This is a genomic window from Phyllobacterium sp. 22552 (assembly GCF_052044585.1).
Lineage (GTDB): Bacteria > Pseudomonadota > Alphaproteobacteria > Rhizobiales > Rhizobiaceae > Phyllobacterium > Phyllobacterium ifriqiyense.
This window is the reverse complement of record NZ_JBQENG010000002.1, coordinates 326,617-348,772: the sequence shown is the minus strand read 5'-3', so window position 1 is coordinate 348,772 and position 22,156 is coordinate 326,617. Positions and strand designations below refer to the sequence as shown.

Annotated in this window: 27 protein-coding genes; 21 read left to right on the top strand and 6 right to left on the bottom strand. The window is 52.7% G+C overall.

The window, feature by feature from the left end:
- Positions 1-48 precede the first annotated feature (48 nt).
- Complete coding sequence (locus tag ACTJI9_RS05885; RefSeq protein ID WP_115051859.1) at positions 49-624, bottom strand: LabA-like NYN domain-containing protein; 576 nt, start codon at positions 622-624, stop codon at positions 49-51.
- A 291-nt stretch (positions 625-915) separates the two neighbouring features.
- Between ACTJI9_RS05885 and rpoZ the strand changes: the two genes are divergently transcribed.
- The 20 genes from rpoZ (at position 916) to panB (ending at position 18,587) form a co-directional block, all read left to right on the top strand.
- Positions 916-1,314: a DNA-directed RNA polymerase subunit omega gene (gene rpoZ, locus ACTJI9_RS05880; RefSeq protein WP_115051858.1), complete on the top strand. Its 399-nt coding sequence runs from the start codon at positions 916-918 to the stop codon at positions 1,312-1,314.
- A 158-nt stretch (positions 1,315-1,472) separates the two neighbouring features.
- A complete protein-coding gene (locus tag ACTJI9_RS05875) occupies positions 1,473-3,677 on the top strand; it encodes a RelA/SpoT family protein (RefSeq protein WP_307283817.1) in 2,205 nt (734 codons plus the stop codon).
- Between the two features lie 37 nt (positions 3,678-3,714).
- Positions 3,715-4,293 (top strand): orotate phosphoribosyltransferase, encoded by a 579-nt coding sequence (gene pyrE / locus ACTJI9_RS05870; RefSeq protein WP_440806594.1) that lies wholly within the window; start codon positions 3,715-3,717, stop codon positions 4,291-4,293.
- Between the two features lie 61 nt (positions 4,294-4,354).
- Positions 4,355-4,912, top strand: a complete 558-nt coding sequence (locus ACTJI9_RS05865) for a DUF2062 domain-containing protein (protein WP_440806593.1) — start codon at positions 4,355-4,357, stop codon at positions 4,910-4,912.
- The gene (gene acpS / locus ACTJI9_RS05860) at positions 4,909-5,313 is read left to right on the top strand and encodes a holo-ACP synthase (protein WP_115051854.1); all 405 of its coding nucleotides are present in this window, start codon (positions 4,909-4,911) and stop codon (positions 5,311-5,313) included. The genes ACTJI9_RS05865 and acpS overlap by 4 nt, the downstream gene beginning before the upstream one ends.
- Positions 5,314-5,391: 78 nt before the next feature.
- Positions 5,392-6,174, top strand: a complete 783-nt coding sequence (gene lepB, locus ACTJI9_RS05855; RefSeq protein ID WP_115051853.1) for a signal peptidase I — start codon at positions 5,392-5,394, stop codon at positions 6,172-6,174.
- A 7-nt stretch (positions 6,175-6,181) separates the two neighbouring features.
- Positions 6,182-6,898, top strand: a complete 717-nt coding sequence (gene rnc / locus ACTJI9_RS05850; RefSeq protein ID WP_337353783.1) for a ribonuclease III — start codon at positions 6,182-6,184, stop codon at positions 6,896-6,898.
- A complete protein-coding gene (era, locus tag ACTJI9_RS05845) occupies positions 6,891-7,829 on the top strand; it encodes a GTPase Era (RefSeq protein ID WP_115051851.1) in 939 nt (312 codons plus the stop codon). Before rnc ends, era begins: the two co-directional genes overlap by 8 nt.
- Positions 7,830-7,847: 18 nt before the next feature.
- Positions 7,848-8,630 carry a DNA repair protein RecO gene (recO, locus tag ACTJI9_RS05840; protein WP_115051850.1) on the top strand — a complete coding sequence of 261 codons (783 nt, stop codon included), beginning with the start codon at positions 7,848-7,850 and terminating at the stop codon, positions 8,628-8,630.
- A gap of 4 nt (positions 8,631-8,634) precedes the next feature.
- On the top strand, positions 8,635-9,138 hold the full coding sequence (locus tag ACTJI9_RS05835) for a PaaI family thioesterase (protein WP_336440975.1): 504 nt from the start codon (positions 8,635-8,637) through the stop codon (positions 9,136-9,138).
- A 183-nt stretch (positions 9,139-9,321) separates the two neighbouring features.
- Positions 9,322-10,725: a PTS galactitol transporter subunit IIC gene (locus ACTJI9_RS05830; protein ID WP_440806587.1), complete on the top strand. Its 1,404-nt coding sequence runs from the start codon at positions 9,322-9,324 to the stop codon at positions 10,723-10,725.
- Between the two features lie 23 nt (positions 10,726-10,748).
- Positions 10,749-11,210 (top strand): PTS sugar transporter subunit IIA, encoded by a 462-nt coding sequence (locus ACTJI9_RS05825; RefSeq protein ID WP_115051847.1) that lies wholly within the window; start codon positions 10,749-10,751, stop codon positions 11,208-11,210.
- A 28-nt stretch (positions 11,211-11,238) separates the two neighbouring features.
- Positions 11,239-11,526 carry a PTS sugar transporter subunit IIB gene (locus ACTJI9_RS05820; protein WP_115051846.1) on the top strand — a complete coding sequence of 96 codons (288 nt, stop codon included), beginning with the start codon at positions 11,239-11,241 and terminating at the stop codon, positions 11,524-11,526.
- 121 nt (positions 11,527-11,647) lie between these two features.
- Entirely contained in the window at positions 11,648-12,826 is a 1,179-nt protein-coding gene (locus ACTJI9_RS05815; protein ID WP_440806584.1) for a glycoside hydrolase family 5 protein, read from the top strand.
- Positions 12,827-12,934: 108 nt separating this feature from the next.
- Positions 12,935-13,156 (top strand): hypothetical protein, encoded by a 222-nt coding sequence (locus ACTJI9_RS05810; RefSeq protein WP_162802417.1) that lies wholly within the window; start codon positions 12,935-12,937, stop codon positions 13,154-13,156.
- 226 nt (positions 13,157-13,382) lie between these two features.
- Positions 13,383-14,462 carry a quinolinate synthase NadA gene (gene nadA / locus ACTJI9_RS05805; RefSeq protein ID WP_440806582.1) on the top strand — a complete coding sequence of 360 codons (1,080 nt, stop codon included), beginning with the start codon at positions 13,383-13,385 and terminating at the stop codon, positions 14,460-14,462.
- Positions 14,463-14,479: 17 nt separating this feature from the next.
- Positions 14,480-16,039, top strand: a complete 1,560-nt coding sequence (locus ACTJI9_RS05800) for an L-aspartate oxidase (protein ID WP_440806580.1) — start codon at positions 14,480-14,482, stop codon at positions 16,037-16,039.
- Entirely contained in the window at positions 16,039-16,908 is an 870-nt protein-coding gene (nadC, locus tag ACTJI9_RS05795; protein ID WP_115051843.1) for a carboxylating nicotinate-nucleotide diphosphorylase, read from the top strand. The genes ACTJI9_RS05800 and nadC overlap by 1 nt, the downstream gene beginning before the upstream one ends.
- Positions 16,905-17,750: a pantoate--beta-alanine ligase gene (panC, locus tag ACTJI9_RS05790; RefSeq protein WP_336440980.1), complete on the top strand. Its 846-nt coding sequence runs from the start codon at positions 16,905-16,907 to the stop codon at positions 17,748-17,750. The genes nadC and panC overlap by 4 nt, the downstream gene beginning before the upstream one ends.
- Before the next feature lie 21 nt (positions 17,751-17,771).
- Positions 17,772-18,587 carry a 3-methyl-2-oxobutanoate hydroxymethyltransferase gene (panB, locus tag ACTJI9_RS05785; RefSeq protein ID WP_354344959.1) on the top strand — a complete coding sequence of 272 codons (816 nt, stop codon included), beginning with the start codon at positions 17,772-17,774 and terminating at the stop codon, positions 18,585-18,587.
- Positions 18,588-18,592: 5 nt separating this feature from the next.
- On the opposite strand, the gene ACTJI9_RS05780 is transcribed toward panB, so the two are convergent.
- The 5 genes from ACTJI9_RS05780 to purC all read right to left on the bottom strand — a co-directional run bounded on the left by ACTJI9_RS05780 (position 18,593) and on the right by purC (position 21,513).
- Positions 18,593-19,009: a hypothetical protein gene (locus tag ACTJI9_RS05780; protein ID WP_440806577.1), complete on the bottom strand. Its 417-nt coding sequence runs from the start codon at positions 19,007-19,009 to the stop codon at positions 18,593-18,595.
- A gap of 72 nt (positions 19,010-19,081) precedes the next feature.
- Positions 19,082-19,741, bottom strand: a complete 660-nt coding sequence (locus tag ACTJI9_RS05775; RefSeq protein ID WP_440806575.1) for a glutathione S-transferase family protein — start codon at positions 19,739-19,741, stop codon at positions 19,082-19,084.
- 78 nt (positions 19,742-19,819) lie between these two features.
- Positions 19,820-20,488, bottom strand: coding sequence for a phosphoribosylformylglycinamidine synthase subunit PurQ (purQ, locus tag ACTJI9_RS05770; RefSeq protein ID WP_115051838.1), 669 nt, complete (start codon positions 20,486-20,488; stop codon positions 19,820-19,822).
- Positions 20,488-20,727: a phosphoribosylformylglycinamidine synthase subunit PurS gene (gene purS / locus ACTJI9_RS05765; RefSeq protein ID WP_115051837.1), complete on the bottom strand. Its 240-nt coding sequence runs from the start codon at positions 20,725-20,727 to the stop codon at positions 20,488-20,490. The genes purQ and purS overlap by 1 nt, the downstream gene beginning before the upstream one ends.
- 21 nt (positions 20,728-20,748) lie before the next feature.
- A complete protein-coding gene (purC, locus tag ACTJI9_RS05760; protein WP_307283868.1) occupies positions 20,749-21,513 on the bottom strand; it encodes a phosphoribosylaminoimidazolesuccinocarboxamide synthase in 765 nt (254 codons plus the stop codon).
- A 292-nt stretch (positions 21,514-21,805) separates the two neighbouring features.
- On the opposite strand from purC, the gene ACTJI9_RS05755 reads away from it, so the two are divergent.
- The gene (locus ACTJI9_RS05755) at positions 21,806-22,126 is read left to right on the top strand and encodes a DUF1476 domain-containing protein (protein ID WP_115051835.1); all 321 of its coding nucleotides are present in this window, start codon (positions 21,806-21,808) and stop codon (positions 22,124-22,126) included.
- Positions 22,127-22,156: the final 30 nt, after the last annotated feature.

The following is a 22,156-nucleotide window of genomic DNA, read 5'->3' as shown; positions in this document are numbered from 1 at the left end:
TGCCGCACGGATTTCCATGCGGCATTTTCATGACTGTGTTGATAAGGCTTAATACTCGACTTGCTCTTCTTCAACGCGCTGACGTGGCGCACGCTCAGAAGCTTCGCGGCCAATCTCATTGCGCAAGGAAGTCAGGTCGATGAAGTGATCCGCCTGACGGCGCAATTCATCAGAGATCATCGGCGGCTGTGTGGAGAGCGTTGAAACAACGCTTACCTTGCGGCCTTTACGCTGTAGCGCTTCAACAAGAGAGCGGAAATCACCGTCGCCGGAGAAGATAACAAAGTGATCTACCGTATCAGTAAGCTGCATAGCATCGACAGCAAGTTCGATGTCCATATTACCCTTGATCTTACGGCGGCCAGCAGAGTCAGTAAATTCTTTAGCAGGCTTTGTTACAACCTTGTAGCCGTTGTAGTCTAGCCAGTCTATCAATGGGCGAATTGAAGAGTATTCTTGATCTTCAACCAACGCGGTGTAATAATAAGCCCGAAGTAAGTATCCGCGCTTTTGAAAAGCTGTGAGCAACTTGCGGTAATCAATATCAAATCCCAGTACCTTGGAGGCTGCGTAGAGATTTGCACCGTCAATGAACAAGACGATCTTTTCTCTGGGGTCAAACATAATAAGGTTCCATTTCGAAAATCTGAGCGTCAATTTCAAATGAGCTTGTTTTGTAAAGTAGCCCGATCTGATCTTATACGAAAGTCTAATATATTAAGTACGTCGAGTTCGCAGAAAAGCCAATACCCCTGCTTGCAATTTTGTACACATAACTAGACAGAAGTGCTCAAACTCCGTTTAGTATCAAATTCTCACAATTAATCTTCGATGCGCTTTTGCTTGTTTTTTAGCGGCAACCGCGTTATGTCGGCATTAATCCGCTAATTCGTTTAAAAATGAAAGGGGCAGTCCATGGCCCGTGTCACTGTTGAAGATTGCGTTGACAAGGTAGAGAACCGCTTTGAACTGGTTCTGCTTGCCAGCCATCGCGCCCGCCTGATTTCGCAAGGCGCTGCGATCACTATTGATCGCGACAACGATAAAAATCCGGTTGTTGCTCTGCGCGAAATCGCAGATGAGACACTTTCTCCAGGCGACCTCAAGGAAGATCTTATTCATTCCTTGCAGAAGCATGTTGAAGTTGACGAGCCGGAAGCTGCTGCATCTGCACCGGTTGCCGCCATTGAAGGTCAGGTTGCCGAGACTGCATCTGCTGACGAAGACAATGTTTCATTCGACTCAATGTCGGAAGAAGAATTGCTGGCTGGCATCGAGGGCCTCGTAGCCCCGGAAAAAAGCGACGATTACTAATCAAATATCGCGCAAAAGCGCGATAATCAGCCAGTTTCGGCTTTTGATGCGTCGCAGCTTCTGCGGCGCATTATTTTTGCGTCTTGGTAATGTAATTACCATATAGGTTGCATACTGTTCGGTATGTATTTGAATTCCCGTGTGTGAGGTGCCCGTCCATGATGCGTCAATATGAGCTTGTCGAGCGTGTCCAGCGTTACAAGCCTGACGTCAACGAGGCGCTGCTTAACAAAGCCTATGTCTATGCCATGCAGAAACATGGGCACCAGAAACGCGCGTCGGGAGATCCCTATTTTTCTCATCCGCTCGAAGTCGCCGCTATCCTCACGGACATGCATCTGGACGAGGCGACCATCGCGATTGCACTTCTTCACGACACTATTGAAGACACTTCGGCGACCCGCCAAGAGATTGATACATTATTCGGACCGGATATCGGGAAGCTCGTTGAGGGGCTGACAAAGCTTAAAAAGCTTGATCTCGTTTCCAAAAAAGCGGTTCAGGCGGAGAATTTGCGCAAGCTTTTGCTCGCCATCTCAGACGATGTACGCGTTCTTCTGGTCAAGCTTGCTGACCGTTTGCACAATATGCGCACACTCCACCATGTGCCTGAAGACAAGCGTCTGCGTATTTCTGAAGAGACAATGGATATTTATGCGCCGCTGGCCGGTCGCATGGGTATGCAGGATATGCGCGAGGAACTCGAGCAATTAGCGTTCCGCTACATCAACCCTGAAGCCTTCAATGCGGTCACCAACCGCCTTGCCGAGCTGATGGAGAAAAACCGCGCAACGCTGCAGCAGATCGAGTCGGATCTCTCCAGCCTGTTCGAGAAAAACGGTATTAAATCGAGCGTTAAAAGCCGTCAGAAAAAGGCTTGGTCAGTTTTCCGCAAGATGGAAAGCAAGGGGCTTTCGTTCGAGCAATTGTCCGATATTTTCGGATTTCGCGTAGTCGTAGATACCGTGGCCGATTGCTATAATGCGTTGGGCATTATTCATACGACCTGGTCAATGGTTCCGGGACGTTTCAAAGACTATATCTCAACGCCAAAACAGAACGATTATCGTTCGATACATACAACCATTGTTGGCCCCTCGCGTCAGCGCGTTGAATTGCAGATTCGCACCCGCGAGATGAATGATATCGCCGAGTACGGTGTTGCAGCGCACTCGATCTATAAGGATCGTGGTAGCGCGCAAAATCCGCACGTCATCTCTACTGAAACCAATGCCTATGCGTGGCTGCGGCAAACTATCGAAGCTCTGGCGGAAGGTGATAATCCGGAAGAATTTCTTGAGCACACCAAACTTGAGTTGTTTCAGGATCAGGTATTCTGCTTTACGCCGAAGGGCCGCTTGATTGCCCTGCCTCGGGGGGCAACTCCAATTGATTTTGCCTATGCCGTTCACACGAATATCGGGGATAGCTGTGTTGGCGCGAAGGTCAATGGCCGTATCATGCCGCTCATGACCGTGCTGCACAATGGCGATGAAGTCGACATCATCCGTTCCAAGTCACAAACTCCGCCCGCCGCATGGGAAGGTATTGTTGTAACCGGCAAGGCCAGGGCCGCCATCCGTCGCGCCACCCGACTTGCGGTGCGCAAACAATATTCCGGATTGGGCATGCAGATTTTGGAGCGCGCCTTCGAACGGGCAGGGAAGGTCTATTCACGCGATGAATTGAAGAAGGGCTTACCACGCCTGGCTCGCAAGGAAATCGACGATGTGCTGGCGGCAGTAGGTCGCGGCGAATTGCCTTCTTCTGACGTGATGAAGGCGGTCTATCCGGAATATCAGGATGCGAAGGTAAAGCCGAGCGCAATCGAGCGTGAAGAGGGCTGGGTCAACTTCCGCAATACTTCCGGCATGATCTTCAAAATGCCGGAAGGCGCCGAACCGGGCGGGCCGCAAGCACTGCCGATCCGGGGCGCAAGCCATGATATGCCAGTGCATTTCTCGCCTGAGGGCGCGGTACCTGGCGACCGCATTGTAGGCATTCTCCAGCCGGGTTCCGGCATGACGATCTATCCGATCCAGTCCTCGGCCCTCATGGCCTATGACGACCAGCCAGAGCGCTGGATCGATGTGCGCTGGGATGTGGATGAGAGCCGCCGCGACCGCTTTCCGGCACGCATCAATATTTCGGCAATCAATGCGCCGGGTTCATTGGCGGAAATCGCGCAGATTATCGCCGAAAATGAAACCAATATTCACAATCTTTCGATGGTTCGTACAGCACCGGATTTTACCCAGATGATCGTTGATCTGGAAGTCTGGAATTTGAAACACCTCAATCGAATATTGTCGAAGCTGAAAGAGAGCAATTGCGTCAGTGATGCCCAACGCGTCAACGGATAAGCAATTCCATCGAAGCCCAACAATTAGCGGGGAAAGCATGAACACGAATGAAGTTTTGGACGTTTTTCGCGAAGCCGGTGCGGTTTTGGAGGGTCATTTTATCTTGACGTCGGGACTACGCAGTCCTGTTTTTCTGCAAAAGGCGCGTGTGTTCATGCATGCGGATAAGACTGAACGCGTATGTCGCGGGCTTGCTGAAAAGATTAAAACCGCAGATCTCGGTCACATTGATTACGTCGTTGGCCCCGCGATAGGAGGTATTATTCCTGCCTATGAAACGTCGCGGCATCTTGGCGTTCCCGCAATTTGGGTTGAGCGTGAGAACGGAACGTTCAAGCTTCGCCGCTTTGAACTTGCCAAGGGTGCCCGTGTTGTTATCGTCGAGGATATCGTAACGACAGGCCTTTCCATTCGCGAAACCGTAGCCTGCCTGCAGGAATTGGGGGCCGACGTGGTGGCTGCTGCCTGCATTATCGACAGGTCTGCCGGAAAGAGCGATGTCGGCGTACCGCTGATTGCGCTGGCGGAGTACGAAGTTCCGGCTTATCCTGCTGACAAGCTTCCACCGGAACTTGCCGCAATTCCGCCCGTTAAACCGGGTAGCCGCAATATTTGATCGAACAACTATCCAACGTGGATCCTGAGGATTCTTGTCGGATAAAAGGAACCAAACCAAAATGCTCTTCAGGCAGCGCAATGTTCCCGGCTTTCGCGAACGACTTCGTCTCGCTTTATGGCCGCGCCGTTCGATCGGCAGGTCTTTGCGCTACTTTGGCAAGCGAGTACTGCGATTGCGTGCCACGCCGCATTCCATCGCGATAGGTTTCGCCTGCGGGATATTTGCCGCGTTCATTCCTATTCTCGGTGTTCATATTGCCATAGCCCTTGCGATCGCTTGGTTGATAGGGGGAAATATTGCTGCGGCAGTTATTGGGACCACTCTAGGCAACCCTTTAATTTTGCCTTTCATTTGGGCTGCAACGCTCGAAGTTGGTCGTTTCGTCATGACCGGTAACCTGAGTGGCGACCCATTGCCGCCGCATCTTGGCGGCATGTTGCGCCATCTGGATTTTGGCGTTTTGTGGCATCCACTCATTGAACCGATGTTGATTGGAGCAGTGCCGCTTGGATTGGCAGCGGCAGCGCTCGCCTATTTTCCCATCCGTTGGGCGGTTGCGAGTTTTCAAAGCAGGCGTCCGGTTGCTCAACTGCAAAAGATTACTGAAACCACATGATTGTTGGCGTCGGAAGCGATTTGATCGATATCAGGCGAATAGAAAAAACTCTTGAGCGCCATGGCAAACGCTTCATCGATCGGGTGTACACGCCTGTTGAACAAGCGAAATCCGAGCGGCGTCAACAAAGGGCTGCATCTTACGCAAAACGTTTTGCCGCCAAGGAAGCCTGCGCCAAGGCTCTCGGCACCGGCCTGGCGCAGGGCGTGTTCTGGCGCGACATGGGCGTCGTTAATCTTCCTAGCGGTGCGCCGACCATGAAACTGACCAATGGTGCAGCGGATCGTCTGGCGAAGCTTATTCCGCCTGGGTTTTCTGCGCGCATTCATGTGACGATCACTGACGATTTCCCCCTGGCACAAGCATTCGTGATTATTGAGGCGTTGAAAATCGAAGAATAGCCGCATTCAAAGGGCAATGGGCAGCATTGCCCCCCGAGCCCTCAGCGGTTAAGAGGGGGCACATTTTGTTTTGGAGATATGAGAAGCGTGAGCGATAAAGCTGTTGTGAAAAATTCCGGTGGTCTTGGCGAGACGGTCAGCGTCATCGTGCAGGCGCTTCTGCTTGCGCTGGTAATCCGGACATTGCTGTTCCAGCCATTCAACATCCCCTCCGGCTCGATGCGCCCGACCTTGCTGGAAGGCGATTATCTCTTCGTTTCGAAATTCTCCTATGGTTATTCGAAATATTCGATCCCATTTGCGCCTGATCTGTTTTCCGGTCGCATATGGAGCGGTGATCCCAAGCGCGGCGACATTGCCGTGTTCCGCAAACCAAATGATACCTCGCTCGATTTCATCAAGCGCGTTATCGGTCTGCCGGGCGACAAGATTCAGATGCGCAGCGGCGTGCTCTACATCAATGATGTTGCCGTACCTCGCGAAAAGGTAGGCCAGATCGACAATCCGGATATCACCGAGGCGCAGGGTCCGGTGGACGTTTACCGCGAAGTTCTGCCCAATGGCATAACCTACGACACGCTCGACCTGACGCCCAATGGAGTTGGTGACGATACGCGCGAATTTGTTGTACCTGCGGGACATTATTTCATGATGGGTGACAATCGCGACAATTCCAGCGATAGCCGTTTTGATGTGGGCTATGTTCCGCTTGAAAACTTCATCGGACGTGCGAACATCATCTTCTTCTCAATCGCCGGCAAGGCAAGTCCGCTGGAACTGTGGCGCTGGCCGTCTGAACTGAGGTTCGACCGCTTGTTGCACAGCGTCAATGCGGCACCAAATTCCGTGCAGAACAATTGATCCGACGATGAGCCTTTCGACTGACGCTGTTCATAAGCTGGAAGAAAAAACGAAACATGTATTTCGTGATCTCGGACGCCTTGAGCGCGCACTAACGCACTCCAGTGCGCGGTCATCGGCAGGCTCGGACTATGAACGGCTTGAATTCCTTGGCGACCGGGTGCTCGGTCTGGTGATTGCGGACCTGTTGTTCCGCGCTTACCCGACAGCTGCGGAAGGCGAATTGTCTTTGCGGCTGAATTCACTGGTGAACGCTGATACCTGCGCCGCTGTTGCCGATGAAATCGGCCTGCATGAGTTCATCAAGACAGGTTCTGATGTAAAAGGGCTGGCGGATAAACGGCTCAAAAGTCTGCGTGCAGACGTCGTCGAATCGCTGATTGCAACAATTTATCTGGACGGCGGCCTCGAAGCGGCGCAACCTTTCATCGAACGATATTGGGATGCGCGCTCGAAGGGAAGCAATTCCGCTCAGCGCGATCCTAAAACTGAATTGCAGGAATGGGCACATCAGCAAGATGGTGCTCAACCTTTGTACAGCGTTGTTGAACGAACCGGACCTGACCACGATCCGCAATTTACGATTCAGGTGGTTGTAAAAGGCTTTGAACCGGCGGTGGGCAAAGGCCGTTCCAAGCGCTTGGCGGAGCAAGAAGCTGCCATCGCATTGCTTTATCGCGAAGGCGTTCGTCAGAAGACGCAGGAAGAAACAAGAAATGACTGAACAAAATCAAACGCCTGCGAATGAAGCCGAACAGGCTGTTCCGACACGCTCGGGCTTCATTGCCCTGATAGGCGCCCCAAATGCCGGCAAGTCGACGCTGGTCAATCAGCTTGTTGGCAGCAAGGTTTCAATCGTTACGCACAAGGTGCAGACGACGCGGGCGCTGGTTCGCGGCATTGTTATTCACGATCAGACGCAGATGGTGCTGGTCGACACGCCCGGTATTTTCAAACCGAAGCGCCGCTTGGATCGCGCCATGGTGACGACCGCATGGGGCGGTGCAAAGGACGCCGATCTCATTCTGGTTCTTATCGATGTTGAACAGGGCATTGATGACGAGGCCGAAATTCTCCTCGATAGTCTGCGGGATAAAAAGCGCAAGGTGATCTTGGTTCTCAATAAGGTCGACCGTATTGAAGCGCCAATGCTGCTTGAACTCGCCAAGAAAGCCAATGAAAAGGTCAAATTCGATCAGACTTTCATGATTTCCGCGCTGAAGGGCTATGGCTGTAAGGATCTGCTGAAATATCTGGCGGAAAACCTTCCTGAAGGTCCGTGGTATTATCCGGAAGATCAGATCTCGGATATGCCCATGCGCATGCTTGCTGCCGAAATCACCCGCGAAAAGCTTTATCTGCGCCTCCATAATGAACTGCCATATTCTTCAACAGTTGAGACCGAAAGCTGGGAAGAAAAGAAGGATGGTTCAGTTCGCATTCAGCAGGTCATTTACGTCGAGCGCGATAGCCAAAAGAAGATCGTTCTTGGCCATGAAGGCCAGGCGATAAAATCAATTGGTCAAGCAGCACGCAAGGAATTGATGGAAATCCTGGAGCAGAAGGTTCATCTGTTCCTTTTCGTCAAGGTTCGTGACAATTGGGGCAATGATCCCGAGCGTTACCGTGAAATGGGACTTGAATTTCCGCAATAATAGCGCCAAGTCTCGGCTATGGAATGGCGAGACGAAGGCATTATCCTCGGAACGAGGCGGCACGGGGAAACCAGCGCTATCCTTGAACTGATGACCCGTGATCATGGCCGCCATCTCGGCCTCGTGCGCGGTGGGCGATCACGCCGTATGCAGCCCTTGTTGCAGGCCGGAAACCGCGTTGATGTCATCTGGCGGGCCCGTATGGATGAACATCTTGGCATGATGCAGGTTGAGCCTGTCAGCTTTTCAGCTGCACGCCTGATTGAACAGCCCGTCGCGCTTTATGGGTTGCAGCTTGCTGCCTCGCATTTGCGCCTTTTGCCGGAACGTGATCCCCACCAGAACCTTTTCGAAATTCTCGCTGTCATTCTTGAACATTGCGAAGACACCATGATCGCTGGCGAATTGCTTTTGCGTTTCGAAGTGCTGATGCTGGAGGAGCTCGGCTTTGGCCTTGATCTGAAAAGTTGCGCCGCGACGGGTGTTGCCAGCGATCTGACTTACGTGTCACCCAAGTCAGGTAGGGCAGTATCCCGGGATGCGGGTGCGCCATGGGCGGACAAGCTGCTGGTCATGCCGCCTTTCATGGTCAACTCCAGCGTTCGGGCCATGTCGATGGCAGAGATCAGCGACGCATTTCGTTTGACCAGTTTTTTCTTCATGCGGCATGTGTGGGAGCCGCGCGCGCAAAAGCCGCCTGAAGCCCGCGACGGCTTTCTGAATGCTATCGCCAGATCATTGAAAAACAGCGAAGGACATGTCGTGTCCGCCGAAGAAAGGCCGGTTCCTCATGGGGAGTGATATTATGGACGCTATCGAGTTTCCGGCCGGAGTGGGAAAGCTTCCGCTTGGCGACTTGGCCATACGCAGCGGACTGGAGATATTGCAGGCAATGTTGCGCGGTGAATATCCAGCGCCGTACATTGCCAAGACACTATCTTTCACGCTTCACGAAGTAGCGCAGGATCGTGTGGTGTTCAAAGGACTGCCTTCTATCGAGCACCTTAATCCGATGGGCGGCGTCCATGGTGGTTGGATCGCAACATTGATGGATTCTGCCCTGGCTTGCTGCGTCATGACTACGCTGAAGCCGGGCGAGGCCTATACGACCGCAGAATTCAAGGTGAATCTGGTCCGCCCATTGAGTGCTAACATGGGGATGGTGTTCTGCGAAGGACGGCTTATTCACCGCGGACGTACTTTAGCAACATCCGAAGCATTCTTGAGAGATCAGAACGGGAAATTGCTGGCGCACGGCACCGAGACATGTTCAATTTTTCCTCTCGAAAACCTTGTTCGGACAAGTTAGCCGTTTGATTTCAATAAAATTTGTTGAAAATTGGCAACTTTTTCTTAGCAAATGATGCGTGGCAGACATGTGCCCGGATGAAGTCATTGACTTGATAATGCAGCTGTGCTGAACATTAATGCATTATAGAATGCAAAAGTTCTATTGGGGAGCGGTCGAGGAGGATCGCGGGGGAGGAAATAAATGGACAGTTTCTTGAGCGGCCTCAAGGCTGCGGTCGACGCAATGGGGCCAACAGTCCTGTTGCCTATTGTGATATTTATTATCGCTTTGATATTGGGCGCCAAGCCTGGCAGAGCTTTTCGCGCTGCGGTCACCATCGGTGTGGCTTTCATTGGTATCAATCTCGTATTGGGGCTTATGCTCACATCCATTGGCGACGTAGCAAAGGCCATCGTGACCAATACCGGTATTCAGCGGGATATTGTTGATGTGGGCTGGCCATCGGCTGCGGCCATCGCCTTTGGATCGTCGGTGGGACTTTGGGTGATTCCGATTGCAATTGCCGTCAACATCATCCTGCTTTTGACCCGCATGACGCGAACACTGAACGTCGATGTGTGGAATTTCTGGCATTTTGCCTTTATCGGCTCACTTGCTGTCGCGGCCACGAATAGCCTTGTTTATGGGTTGATCGTAGCTGCGCTCATGGTTGCGCTTTGCCTGTTATTTGCTGATTGGTCGGCAAAGGCCGTGCAAAAATTCTATGGCATTCCAGGCATTTCCGTGCCGCATCTGGCATCTGCGCAGATATTGCCAATCGCTATTGTGCTCAACTGGATCATGGATCGCATTCCGGGGATCAACAAGATTGAACTCAATACTGAAACATTCGAAAGGCGTTTTGGCGTCTTCGGTGAGCCGGTCATTCTCGGCCTGATCATTGGTTTGGTGCTCGGTATCATCGCGTACTACAATGCCGGTGATTTTGGCGTCGTTCTCACAAAGGTCTTGCAGACAGGAATGACTTTGGCAGCGGTGATGCTGCTCTTGCCCCGTATGGTCAAAATCCTGATGGAGGGCTTGCTCCCTGTATCAGATGCAGCGCAGGAGTTTGTTCGTAAGCGGACGGGCGATCGCGAATTGCTTGTTGGCCTCGATTCGGCAATTTTGATCGGACATCCGGCGGCAATTTCATCGTCGCTGATCCTTGTGCCGATCGCGATCATCCTTTCCGTTATTTTGCCCGGTAACCGCGTGATTCTGTTTGCTGATCTGGCGGTCATTCCCTTTATCGTTGCGATGACAGCCCCGCTGTTGAAGGGGAATGTCTTCCGCATGGTCATTGTTGGCACGTTCACGCTGGCAGTAGGCTTCTATGTTGCCAATGCGCTGGCACCGCTCTTTACAGCAGCGGCACAGTCGTCTGGTTTCCAAATGCCCGCAAACGCTGTTCAGATCACAAGCGTGGTCGATGGGTTCCTTTGGATACCCTATGTCGTCATGGCGCTGATCAACAATCTGGGTGCAATCGGCCTTGCGGTTCTGGCCCTGATTATCGCCGGTGCATTCTGGGCTTACCGCCGCAACACAGCTGCCTGGGAACGGGCCGCTGGAGCGGAAGACGATATCCCGGACACCAACTGAACTGCATTGAGTGGAGTAACCAAATGGCGCAAGCCTTGATGAACTATCTTGACCCCGGGGCAATTATACTCGGGGTCAGGGCCGAAACCGACCGTGAGGTTATCAGCCTTCTGGCCGAGCGACTTCATGCCCTGGGATATGTCAAACCAAGCTTTGCAGATGCGGTGCTGGCCAGGGAATCCCAGTTGCCGACCGGGCTCCCGCTTGGCGGCGTGAACAATGTCGCCGTTCCGCACACAGATCCAGAACATGTTTTGAAGCCTGGTTTGGCATTTGCGACACTGATCCAACCTGTGGCATTCGCCAATATGGAAGATCCGGATGAGAAGCTGCCCGTCAGGCTGGTTTTCCTCATGGCCCTCAATGATAAGGACAAGCAGGTGGAAATGCTGCAGGAAATCGCCGGTGCAATTCAATCGCCCGCAACCATTGAGGCGTTGATTCAATCGAAATCCGTGGAAGACGTCTCACGCTTACTCGGCTAAGTTGCAGGCGTGAATCAGGGGGGCATAAATGACTAAACCAAAGACTGTACTATTTGCTTGCGGCACCGGCATTGCCACGTCGACCGTTGTTGCTCATGCGGTTGAAGACGCATTGAAAAAGCGCGGCATAAGCATCGCAACGCGGCAATGCAAAACCACCGAAGTTGCCAGTCATGTCGCAGATGTCGATCTTGTCGTATCGACAGCGCAATTGCCAAAAGACTTGGGTAAGCCAGCCATTACAACACTGGCGTTCCTCACGGGCATTGGCAAGGACGACGTCCTCGACAAAATTGAAGCCATTCTCAAAGCTTGATTCTAACGCAATCGGAGTAGCCGCCGCCCATTAATCCGGGCGATGGTTTTGCGAGTATTCGGCAAAATAAAGCCTCACTCTTCGCGCAATCGACGCTTTTGATTATGGAGGCGGTGTTTGTATGCGTATTCTGGCGGCAATTTTGCTTTTTCTAAGCTTGGCGGGCAATTCGAGAGCTGCCGATCTCATTGGCTTCTGGGATCATCCCCAGCATGGCGGCAATAGCTTTAATCGTCTTCCTCCGGACCAAGCCTATTTCGATGCTTTGCGAAAGTATGGGGCGACCTGGGTTCGGCTGTCTTATGACAAGTGGAAACCCGCCCAGCGCGACGTTCTCATTGGAAATGCTGATCATTACGAGGGGATACCACCGGGAGATTTGGCAAATCTGAAACAAACATTATCTCGCGCTCATAAGGCCGGGCTGAAGGTTGTCATTGCGCCCCTGTCTTTGCCTTGGATGCGATGGGCGCAGAATAATGATGGAAAGTTTGATGACCGTCTCTGGCAGGACAAAGCGAAGTGGCAGGATGCTGCGCGTTTTTGGCGAGAACTCGCTACGGCGCTGAAAGACGAGCCATCCATAGCGGCCTATAATCTGATCAACGAACCTGCTCCGGAAAAGATGGGCGGTGTGGATGAGCATGCTCCTGCAAATGTGATGCAAGCTTGGTACGATCAACAAAAGGGTAGTGCTCGCGATTTGCCAGCCTTCTATGAGTTCCTGATAAAAGAAATCAGAAAGGTCGATCCTGCTACGCCTATAATGGTGGATGCGGGTTGGTATGGCGCCGCGGATGCTTTCGGCTACTGGCCGTCTGCACTTGCCGACACGAGGGTGCTCTACAGCTTTCACATGTATGAACCTTATGAAGCAACCAGCGCACCCAATATGAAGCGGGAGAAACCCTATTCTTATCCGGGGACGGTTCCGTTTGGTGGCGAGAAAGTTGAATGGAACGCACAAAAAGTATCGCAATATCTTGCACTGCCGGTAGATTGGGCAAAGGCGCGAGGGGTACCGCTCAATCGGCTGGTTGCTGGAGAGTTTGGCTGTATGCGACGCCTTGCGGGCTGCAAATCCTATTTGGATGATGTTCTCACTGCTTTGGAAGCAAACAAGCTGCACTGGGCATTTTATAGCTTTCGAGAGGATAGCTGGGACGGCATGGATTACGAGCTGGGATCCGGAAAAGTAAACTGGAAATACTGGGATGCCATCGAAGCAAACAAGCCTGATCCATTAAAACGACAACCAACGGCCGAATTCGAACCCATTCGCAAACGATTGCAACCCTGATGCGTAATAATGATCCCAAGCAGTTGAACAGATGTGATTAGGTTCTAAATAGGGATGATGTATCAATCCCGAACGTTCTGCACATTATAAGTATCCGAGGAAAATGAAATGAAATTAGCTCTGTCAGCATTGGTTCTGGGAGCCATCACCCTCACAGGTTGTGCGAATTCGGGTAGTGTAAGTCCGCTCGTATGGTGCGATAGACCGACTGACATGAACCCAACTGTGTTCACCAATTGCACGCAGCGTGTGGGTGGCGACAGCCCATATAAGCGTGAGCGGGAAAGCCGACGCTATTACAATAATCGTTACTATAAAACATCCAGTTAGAACGTTCGATTGCGCGGCGTATGAGACGATATTCTGATACGCCCGTAGGTTTTTCGACTAAAGTTTAAAAATCATGCACTTGAAGCCGACAAAATAATCCACTATCTAGAACGCAGCGGCCTTGCCGTTTTTCTTTTGATCATAAATATGCTCATATTGAGTATAAATGATCGGTGGCGGTGCCGAGAGGCTTACGCCGGATTGGATGTCCAGGAGGAATATGGATATGACCAACACTATCCGCACCAAAGCTGCAGCAAGCAGTTCCGTGAGCCAGTCCGCAGCGGACCGCTTTGGTATCCTCGAAATGCCGGACCTTACTTACACGCCTGAGGTTGCTGCCGAGACTGAGCATCTTTATGCCCGTGTGGCGCATCACATTCCCCACATCGAATGGCCGGTCTATGCGCCCTACGTGGCTGCAATCAATCGGCTGAAGAAGCAGCGCAATGCAGTAATCCTTGCCCATAATTACCAAACGCCGGAAATTTTCCATTGCGTAGCGGATATTGTTGGCGACTCGCTGCAACTTGCCAAGGAAGCCACGAAGGTCGACGCCGAAATCATTATCCAATGCGGCGTCCACTTTATGGCCGAGACATCGAAACTGCTCAATCCTTCCAAGACAGTCTTGATCCCCGACATGAAGGCGGGTTGTTCGCTGGCGGAGTCGATCACGGGTGCCGATGTGCGGCTATTGCGTGAAACTTACCCAGGCGTTCCGATTGTTACCTATGTGAACACCTCGGCTGAGGTGAAAGCGGAAAGCGACATTTGCTGCACCTCGGCAAATGCAGTGCAGGTTGTCGAAAGCTTCGGCGTGGACCGCGTTCTTTGCATTCCCGATGAATTTCTGGCGCAAAACGTAGCAGCGCAAACTGATGTAAAGATTCTCACCTGGAAAGGGCATTGCGAAGTACATGAGCGCTTCACAGCGGACGAACTTCTTGCCTATCGCGCTGCTGATCCGGAAATCCAGATCATAGCTCACCCTGAATGCCCACCATCAGTTGTTGCGATTGCGGATTATACCGGTTCGACGAAAGGTATGATCGATTACGTCAAGGATAATCGTCCAGCCAAAGTGCTGCTCGTTACGGAATGCTCAATGGCGTCCAACATCGAGTCGGAAGTGCCGGAGGTGAAGTTCATCAAGCCATGCAATCTATGCCCGCACATGAAGCGCATCACCCTGCCCAATATCCTTGAAAGCCTTGTCTATATGCGTGACGAAATTCATGTCGATCCGCTGATAGGCGCGCGTGCGCGGCTTGCTGTCGAACGCATGGTCAATCTGAACAACTGACGCCGGAGGCGACACCCATGTCAACTCAATCCGATCCCGTCATCATCATTGGCGGCGGACTAGCGGGCTTGTTTTGCGCGTTGAAGCTGGCACCCCGGCCAGTCACGATTCTTGCGGCGGCGCCGATTGGGCGGGGGGCATCTTCTGCCTGGGCACAGGCAGGTATCGCCGCTGCCGTATCGGAAGGAGACACCAAGGATAAGCACGTCGCTGATACAGTTGCGGCAGGTGATGGCATCGTTGATGAGGTCATCGCCTCGCTGATGGCTAGCGAAGCCGCCTCGCGCGTTCATGATTTGCTCGGATATGGTGTGCCGTTCGATCGCGATCTGGAAGGGAAGCTTCAGGTTTCCCGCGAGGCCGCTCATTCCGAAAGCCGGATCGTTCGGGTTCGCGGCGACATGGCAGGGCGCGCTATTATGCAGGCTCTGGTCAAGACCGTCGAAAACACGCCTTCGATCCGCGTGATGGAAGGCTATGTCGTGGAAGATCTCATGGTCAGCCACGGTTCAGTTTCAGGGGTCATAGCGCGCACAGAGGCCGGTCGGGGTGCACAGGTTAAGCTGCAATCGCGAACAGTGGTCATTGCCACGGGCGGGATCGGGCACCTTTATGCTGTGACAACCAATCCGTCAGAAGCACGGGGTGAGGGCATTGGTATGGCTGCCCGCGCCGGTGCAATGATGGCCGATATGGAGTTCGTTCAGTTCCACCCGACTGCCTTGGATGTGAACAAAGACCCGGCGCCTTTGGCTACTGAAGCCTTGCGCGGTCACGGCGCCACGCTGATCAATCGTAATGGCGAGCGCTTCATGCTTAAAATTGATCCAGATGCCGAACTTGCGCCGCGCGACGTTGTCGCGCGGGGAATATACGCCGAAGTCATGAGTGGGCGAGGCGCTTGGCTGGATTGCACCAAGGCCGTTGGTGCTTCGTTTGCTGAGGAGTTTCCCACCGTCTACAAATATTGCCGCGACGCCGGTATCGATCCGGTAACGGAGCCCATACCCGTTGTTCCCGCAGCCCATTACTTCATGGGCGGAATTTTGACCGATGCGGATGGGCAAACATCCATTGATGGTCTGTGGGCTTGTGGCGAGTGCACGTCCACGGGTGCGCATGGTGCCAATAGGCTCGCCTCCAATTCGCTGCTTGAAGCTGTAGTCTTTTCTGCACGCATTGCCGCCAAGATTGGTGCAGCCAATGATGGGAAGTCGCAGGATTGGTCTAAGGGGTCAGTTGATCGCGACGATCTGACTGCCGAAAATGATACGGAAGCGATGACGATCCTGCGCAAGGCAATGAGCGAGAGTTTTGGGGTGGTCCGCGACAGAGATGGCATGCTGGCAGGATTGAGGATCATCGTAGAACTGGAGCGCTCCAATCGGGATGCCGCTTTCCGCAACGTGCTCGCGACGGCCAAGCTCGTCGCCGTAAGCGCCCTCAGACGCCACGAGAGCCGCGGCGGGCATTTCCGTACCGATTTCCCCGAGAAACGTCCTGAATGGCAGCACAGGACGTTTCTGACACTTGCTGATGCCGAATTGACGGTAAATGAATTGATGGAGTTCGCCTGATGGTCTCGCAGCTCGCCTATCCACCATCGCTGCCACAATTGCTGGTGGACGAAGCCGTGCGTTCTGCTTTGCTCGAAGATTTGGGCAGGGCGGGCGATATCACCACCAATGCTACCTTGCCGGAAGATGCGACTGCGCGAGCAGTTCTGTCGAGCCGTGAGGCAGGAACCATTTGCGGCATGGGCTTTGCCCGCACGGCCTTTGCGCTGATTGATCCTTCGTTGAATTTTATAATTCTCACAAAGGATGGTACGCGTGTAAAGCCCGGTGAGGACATTGCGCGGATAGAGGGAAATGCGCGATCCATTCTTTCCGCCGAGCGTGTCGCGTTGAATTTTCTTATGCATCTTAGCGGTATTGCCAGCTATACGGCCAAATTTGCCGATCTCATTGCTCACACGAATGCAAAGGTTTGCGACACGCGAAAAACCATTCCGGGCATGCGTGCCTTTGCTAAATATGCGGTGAAATGTGGCGGCGGATCAAATCATCGTTTTGGTCTCGACGATGCCGTTTTGATAAAGGATAATCATATTGCTGTGGCTGGTAGCGTAGCCAAGGCAATTCTCGCGGCGAGGGCCTATGCGGGACATTTGGTAAAAATTGAGGTGGAGGTAGACGGCATCGATCAATTCGAGGAAGCGCTCAGCGTGAATGCCGATGTGATTCTTCTTGATAATATGCGGCCGGAACTGCTTGAAAAGGCGGTGAAAATCAACGCAGGGCGTGCCAAGCTGGAAGCTTCCGGCAATATTGCCTTCGACACGATCAAAGCTGTTGCGGAAACCGGTGTTGATTACATATCGACATCAAAAATCACTATGGCAGCGCCAACGCTGGATATTGGACTGGATATTGTACTGACATGAAAGTCATTGCTACAACTGCGGAGCTTCGGGCTGCTCTGAAGTCTGAACGCCAGCAGGGAAAATCCGTTGGGTTGGTCCCGACAATGGGATATCTGCATGTCGGTCATATGGCGCTGGTTCATGAGGCCAAGCGAGCTTGTGACATTACGGTTGTGTCCATTTTCGTCAATCCCACCCAGTTCGGCCCGAATGAAGATCTCGCTGCCTATCCACGCGACATGAAGGGCGATCTCGCCAAGCTTGAAGCGGAAGGTGTGGATTATGTTTTCACCCCGGAAGTTGCTGAAATTTATCGGCCGGGCGCACACACGATTGTTGATAATCCGCTGCTCTCGCGAATCCTGATCGGGAAAATCCGCCCGGGACATTTCCGTGGCGTAACGACAGTCGTCACTAAGCTGTTCAACATCGTGCAGCCGGATCATGCCTTCTTCGGTGAAAAAGACTATCAGCAGCTGACCATTATACGCCGCATGGTGGCTGATCTGGATATGCCGATTGAAATTACAGGTGTTGCAACGGTGCGTGAACATGACGGACTGGCCTGCTCGTCCCGCAATGCAATGCTGAAACCTGAAGATCGCAAGGCCTCGGTTGTCTTGGCAAAGTCGCTTGCAAAAGCAGAAGAGATGGTGGCGCAGGGCCAGCGCTCAGTGCCGGCAATACGCAATGCCGTTCGCGCGGTACTTGAGACGGAAAAGCGCGGGATCGTTGAATCAGTCGATATTCGCGATGCCGAAACACTGGATCCTGTGTCAGGTAAGTTTAAGCAGCCCGTCGTTGTGCTTTTAACCGTTCGCTTTGGCAAAGTGCGGTTAATCGATCAGCAGGTTATCGGCTGAAATCGGGTTGGGGGGATTATCATGAGCCAGCAAGTCATCACACGCCGCATAACTGCGCCGGAAATCAAGAGCCGTAAGGGTGCGACACCCATCGTTGCTTTGACATCATATCACGCTACAACTGCTCGTATTGCTGATGAACATGCAGATATCCTTCTCGTCGGCGACAGCCTTGGCATGGTTTTATATGCAATGGATTCGACGCTGGGCGTGACGCTCGACATGATGATCATGCATGGCAAGGCCGTAATGCGCGGCTCGAAAAAGGCAATGGTTGTTGTCGATATGCCGTTCGGTTCCTATGAGGAAAGCCCTGAAGCTGCTTTTCGTAGCGCATCACGCGTCATGCAGGAAACCGGGTGTGGTGCGGTGAAGCTTGAGGGTGGCGTGCAAATGGCTGGGACCATCCGCTTCCTCACCCAGCGCGGCATTCCGGTCATGGCGCATATCGGTCTGACACCGCAGTCAATCAACACTCTTGGCGGTTTCAAAACTCAAGGTCGCGATACCGCGCTTTGGCCGCTTATCAAGGCAGACGCACAGGCCGTATCTGAAGCCGGAGCATTTTCGGTCGTTATTGAAGGCGTTGTTGAGCCGCTTGCTGCCGAAATCTCCCGCGAGATAGCAATTCCTACGATTGGAATTGGCGGCTCGCGCGAATGCGATGGCCAAATTCTGGTATTGGAAGACATGCTTGGCTATAACCCGAAGCCACCGCGTTTCGTGAAAGTCTATGGCGCGGTGGGTGATGCAATTGACCAAGCGGTCAAGGCCTATGCGGACGACGTTCGCTCACGCCAGTTCCCGGGCGATGAAAACGTCTATCCGCTGAAATAGCGCGGCTAGCCTTTGGCGCTGCAATCCGATTGTCCATCGGCCCAGCGGCGAACATCCGATGCGATACGATTGCCTAGCGAATTGCTCATCAGCGGACCAAATGCTTCCACTTTGGCAGGATTTCCTTCTGCATGAACCACCAGCAGAGGGCGTCCGCCAGGATTGTTGCCGGGTACAACCAGAATACGCGGGCGGCCAGAAAACGAGTTAAGCTCGGGAGCAAGACGATAAGGCTTGAAGCTTGAATCGCCGGACTTGAACCAGCAGCTGTTTGCGGCAAGCGCAACGCGTTCCATTGTTGGAAGCGCTGCCTTGCTGGAGGAGAATGCCAAGCCGCCTGGACCGGGCTTGCTGGTGGACTGGCATCCGGCGAGTGCTGCAAGGATGACAACTACGGCAACGCCGAATCCCGGTATCTTCATATTCATTCTCCAGTACCCGGTCATGTACCGGCTGCCGCTCACGGGCAGGATATGGGTCTAATTCTCGTGGATTCAGGCAGGCTCAAGTTCGTTCAGGAAAACTTTGAGGCCATCCGACATCTCGTACCAGACCAGTGATAGGTCCGAATCCTGAAGAATCAGTTGCTGATAGGCATCGAACTTTGGAAAAGCGCTGAGAAGATCTTCCCGGCCCGATACTTTCCGGAAATTGTTGAAGACGAATCGGGTCGGGGTCAGCCAGGCATCTGCCAATGTCATTTCATTGCCGAGTGCATAAGGACCATCGCTCAAGAACTTCTCAAGTTCGGTTAAACCGATTTCCATCTGTTTGAACAGCTTGGCTATACGGGCATCGTCTTTGGACTTCCGGTGGAACAACTCGAACAATTCCATGACTGGCGCCAGAACTTCGAGTTCCGCGATGCGTGTCGTCATGCGTACGATGGCGCGATCGCGCGAATCGGCAGGTAGCAATGATGGTTCGGGAAAATGCTCTTCCAGATATTCTGCAATGACGGAGGCCTCAACAATTGTAAGCCCCGAACCGGTTATCAAAACCGGAATACGATTAAAGGGCGAGATTGCCCGGAATTCTTCCGGGATTGGAAAACCCGGGGGCGGGGCGACAACCTTGATTGGAGCCTTCTTGTAGTAGGCGATGCAGCGTACGATGGAGGAATAGGGGGATAGCGGCCGCGAATAAAGTTTCATGTCTGGTTCCTCCGTTTGAAACGCTGTTTCAACGCACTCCCCGCTGAAACAGCATTCACCAAACGTATAGGATTCTACTCAGGCGGCAACCCCGAGAATACCAGCAAACAACGCACGGCCATCGGTTCCCCCATGGGCGGCCTCAATCAGATTTTCCGGATGAGGCATCAGGCCCAGAACATTGCCTTGTTTGTTGATAATGCCGGCAATGTTATTGATGGAGCCATTTGGATTGGTGCCTTCGGCATAGCGGAAAACCACCTGGCCTTCGCCTTCGACGCGGGCAAGCGTTTCTGCATCGGCAAAATAATTGCCGTCATGATGCGCCACCGGACTGCTGATGATCTGACCATGCGAATAGCCGCGGGTAAATGGCGTATTGGCATTGGTGATTTCGAGCTTCACCTGACGGCAAACGAACTTCAGCGAAGCGTTACGCATCAAGGCTCCCGGCAGAAGGCCTGCTTCCAGGAGAATCTGGAAACCGTTGCAGACGCCCATTACCATGACGCCTTTGTTGGCCTTTTCACGAATAGCCTGCATGACAGGCATGCGCGCTGCAATTGCCCCGCAACGCAGATAATCGCCATAGGAGAAACCGCCTGGGATAACGATCAGATCGACATCGGGCACTTCGGTATCCGTCTGCCAGACCGTCTGAGGCTCAACGCCGGAAATTTTTGTCAGCGCCGCAATCATATCGCGGTCACGATTGAGGCCGGGAAGGAGAACGACTGCTGATTTCATTAAAGAAGCTCCACCGAATAATCTTCGATCACAGTATTGGCCAGCAGCTGTTCGCACATTGCCTTGAGTTTTGTCTCAGCACCCGCCTTGTCGCTGCCATCGAGTTCGACGTCAAATACCTTGCCCTGACGCACGGAACCGATGCCGTCAAAGCCCAGACTGCCCAACGCGCCAACAATTGCCTTGCCCTGTGGATCAAGAACGCCATTCTTCAAGGTTACAGTGACACGTGCCTTCATTACCTGTTTCTCCGTCGAGTGCTATTTAACCAGAACCGGCCCGCTCGGGCGCGTCTGATCGTTTTCATTCATGATGCCCAGACGGCGCGCCACTTCCTGATAGGCTTCGATAAGTCCGCCCATGTCGCGGCGGAACCGATCCTTATCCATCTTTTCGGCGGTCTGGCTGTCCCAGAGCCTTGCGGAATCCGGCGTAAATTCATCGGCGAGAACTATGCGCATCATTTCGCCTTCATATAGCCTGCCACATTCGATTTTGAAATCGACAAGCTGAATTCCCACACCAAGAAACAATCCGCTGAGAAAGTCATTGATGCGAATGGCCAGTGCCATGATGTCATCAATTTCCTGCGGCGCTGCCCAACCGAACGCCGTAATGTGCTCTTCGGAAACCATTGGATCGTCGAGTTCATCATTTTTATAATAGAACTCGATAATCGAGCGCGGCAGGACGGTGCCTTCTTCGATGCCCAGACGCTTGGCGAGCGATCCGGCGGCGATATTGCGCACAACGACCTGCAGCGGAATAATCTCGACTTCCTTGATCAACTGCTCGCGCATGTTAAGGCGGCGGATGAAGTGCGTCGGTATCCCCATACGGTTCAATTGCGTGAAGATATATTCCGAAATGCGGTTGTTGAGGACACCTTTGCCGTCAATCACTTCGCTTTTCTTCGGATGGAGCACTGTTGTATCATCTTTGAAGTGCTGCACCAGAGTGCCTGGTTCTGGTCCTTCATAAAGGATTTTGGCTTTGCCTTCGTAGACACGGCGGCGACGGTTCATTTAAAATCTCTGGTATTGGAGTTATCGGTCGGCCTTGGTCCAAGCCGTCATGTTGGCGCGCTAACTATCGCAAAAGCAAGCATTTCACAATGATGCATTGTAGAGCTCCCCTGTTTTATGGGTTATAAAGCGCTGCTAAGACGCTATAGGCAATGAAGTTGAATTGAGACTTTCGATTTTTTGCGAAGTGTTTATAGGAGACTTGGACACGATCTATATGTGGTTCTGCCTGAAAAACGCCGCAAGACCAGATATATAGGGATTACCCAACCATTTGCGGGAGCAATAAAAGATGAGCATGGAAGATCGCAAAAACGCAGCTGAAAATAAATACGCGCATGATGCCGAAGTAAAATTCCGCGCAGAAGCACGGCGTAACAAGCTGCTTGGCCTTTGGGCTGCGGAAAAGCTGGGCAAGACCGGCGAGGAAGCCGAAGCCTATGCCAAGGAAGTCATCGTTGCAGATTTTCATGAAGCTGGTGACGAAGATGTGTTCCGCAAGATCCGGGCAGATTTTGATGCCGCAGGCGTCGACAAGTCCGATCATCGTATCCGCCGGACGATGGAAGAACTGATGATCGAGGCTATTCGCCAGATCGAAAGCGCTTCGTAAGCCGAGCCGATACTGATTATTTATACAAGC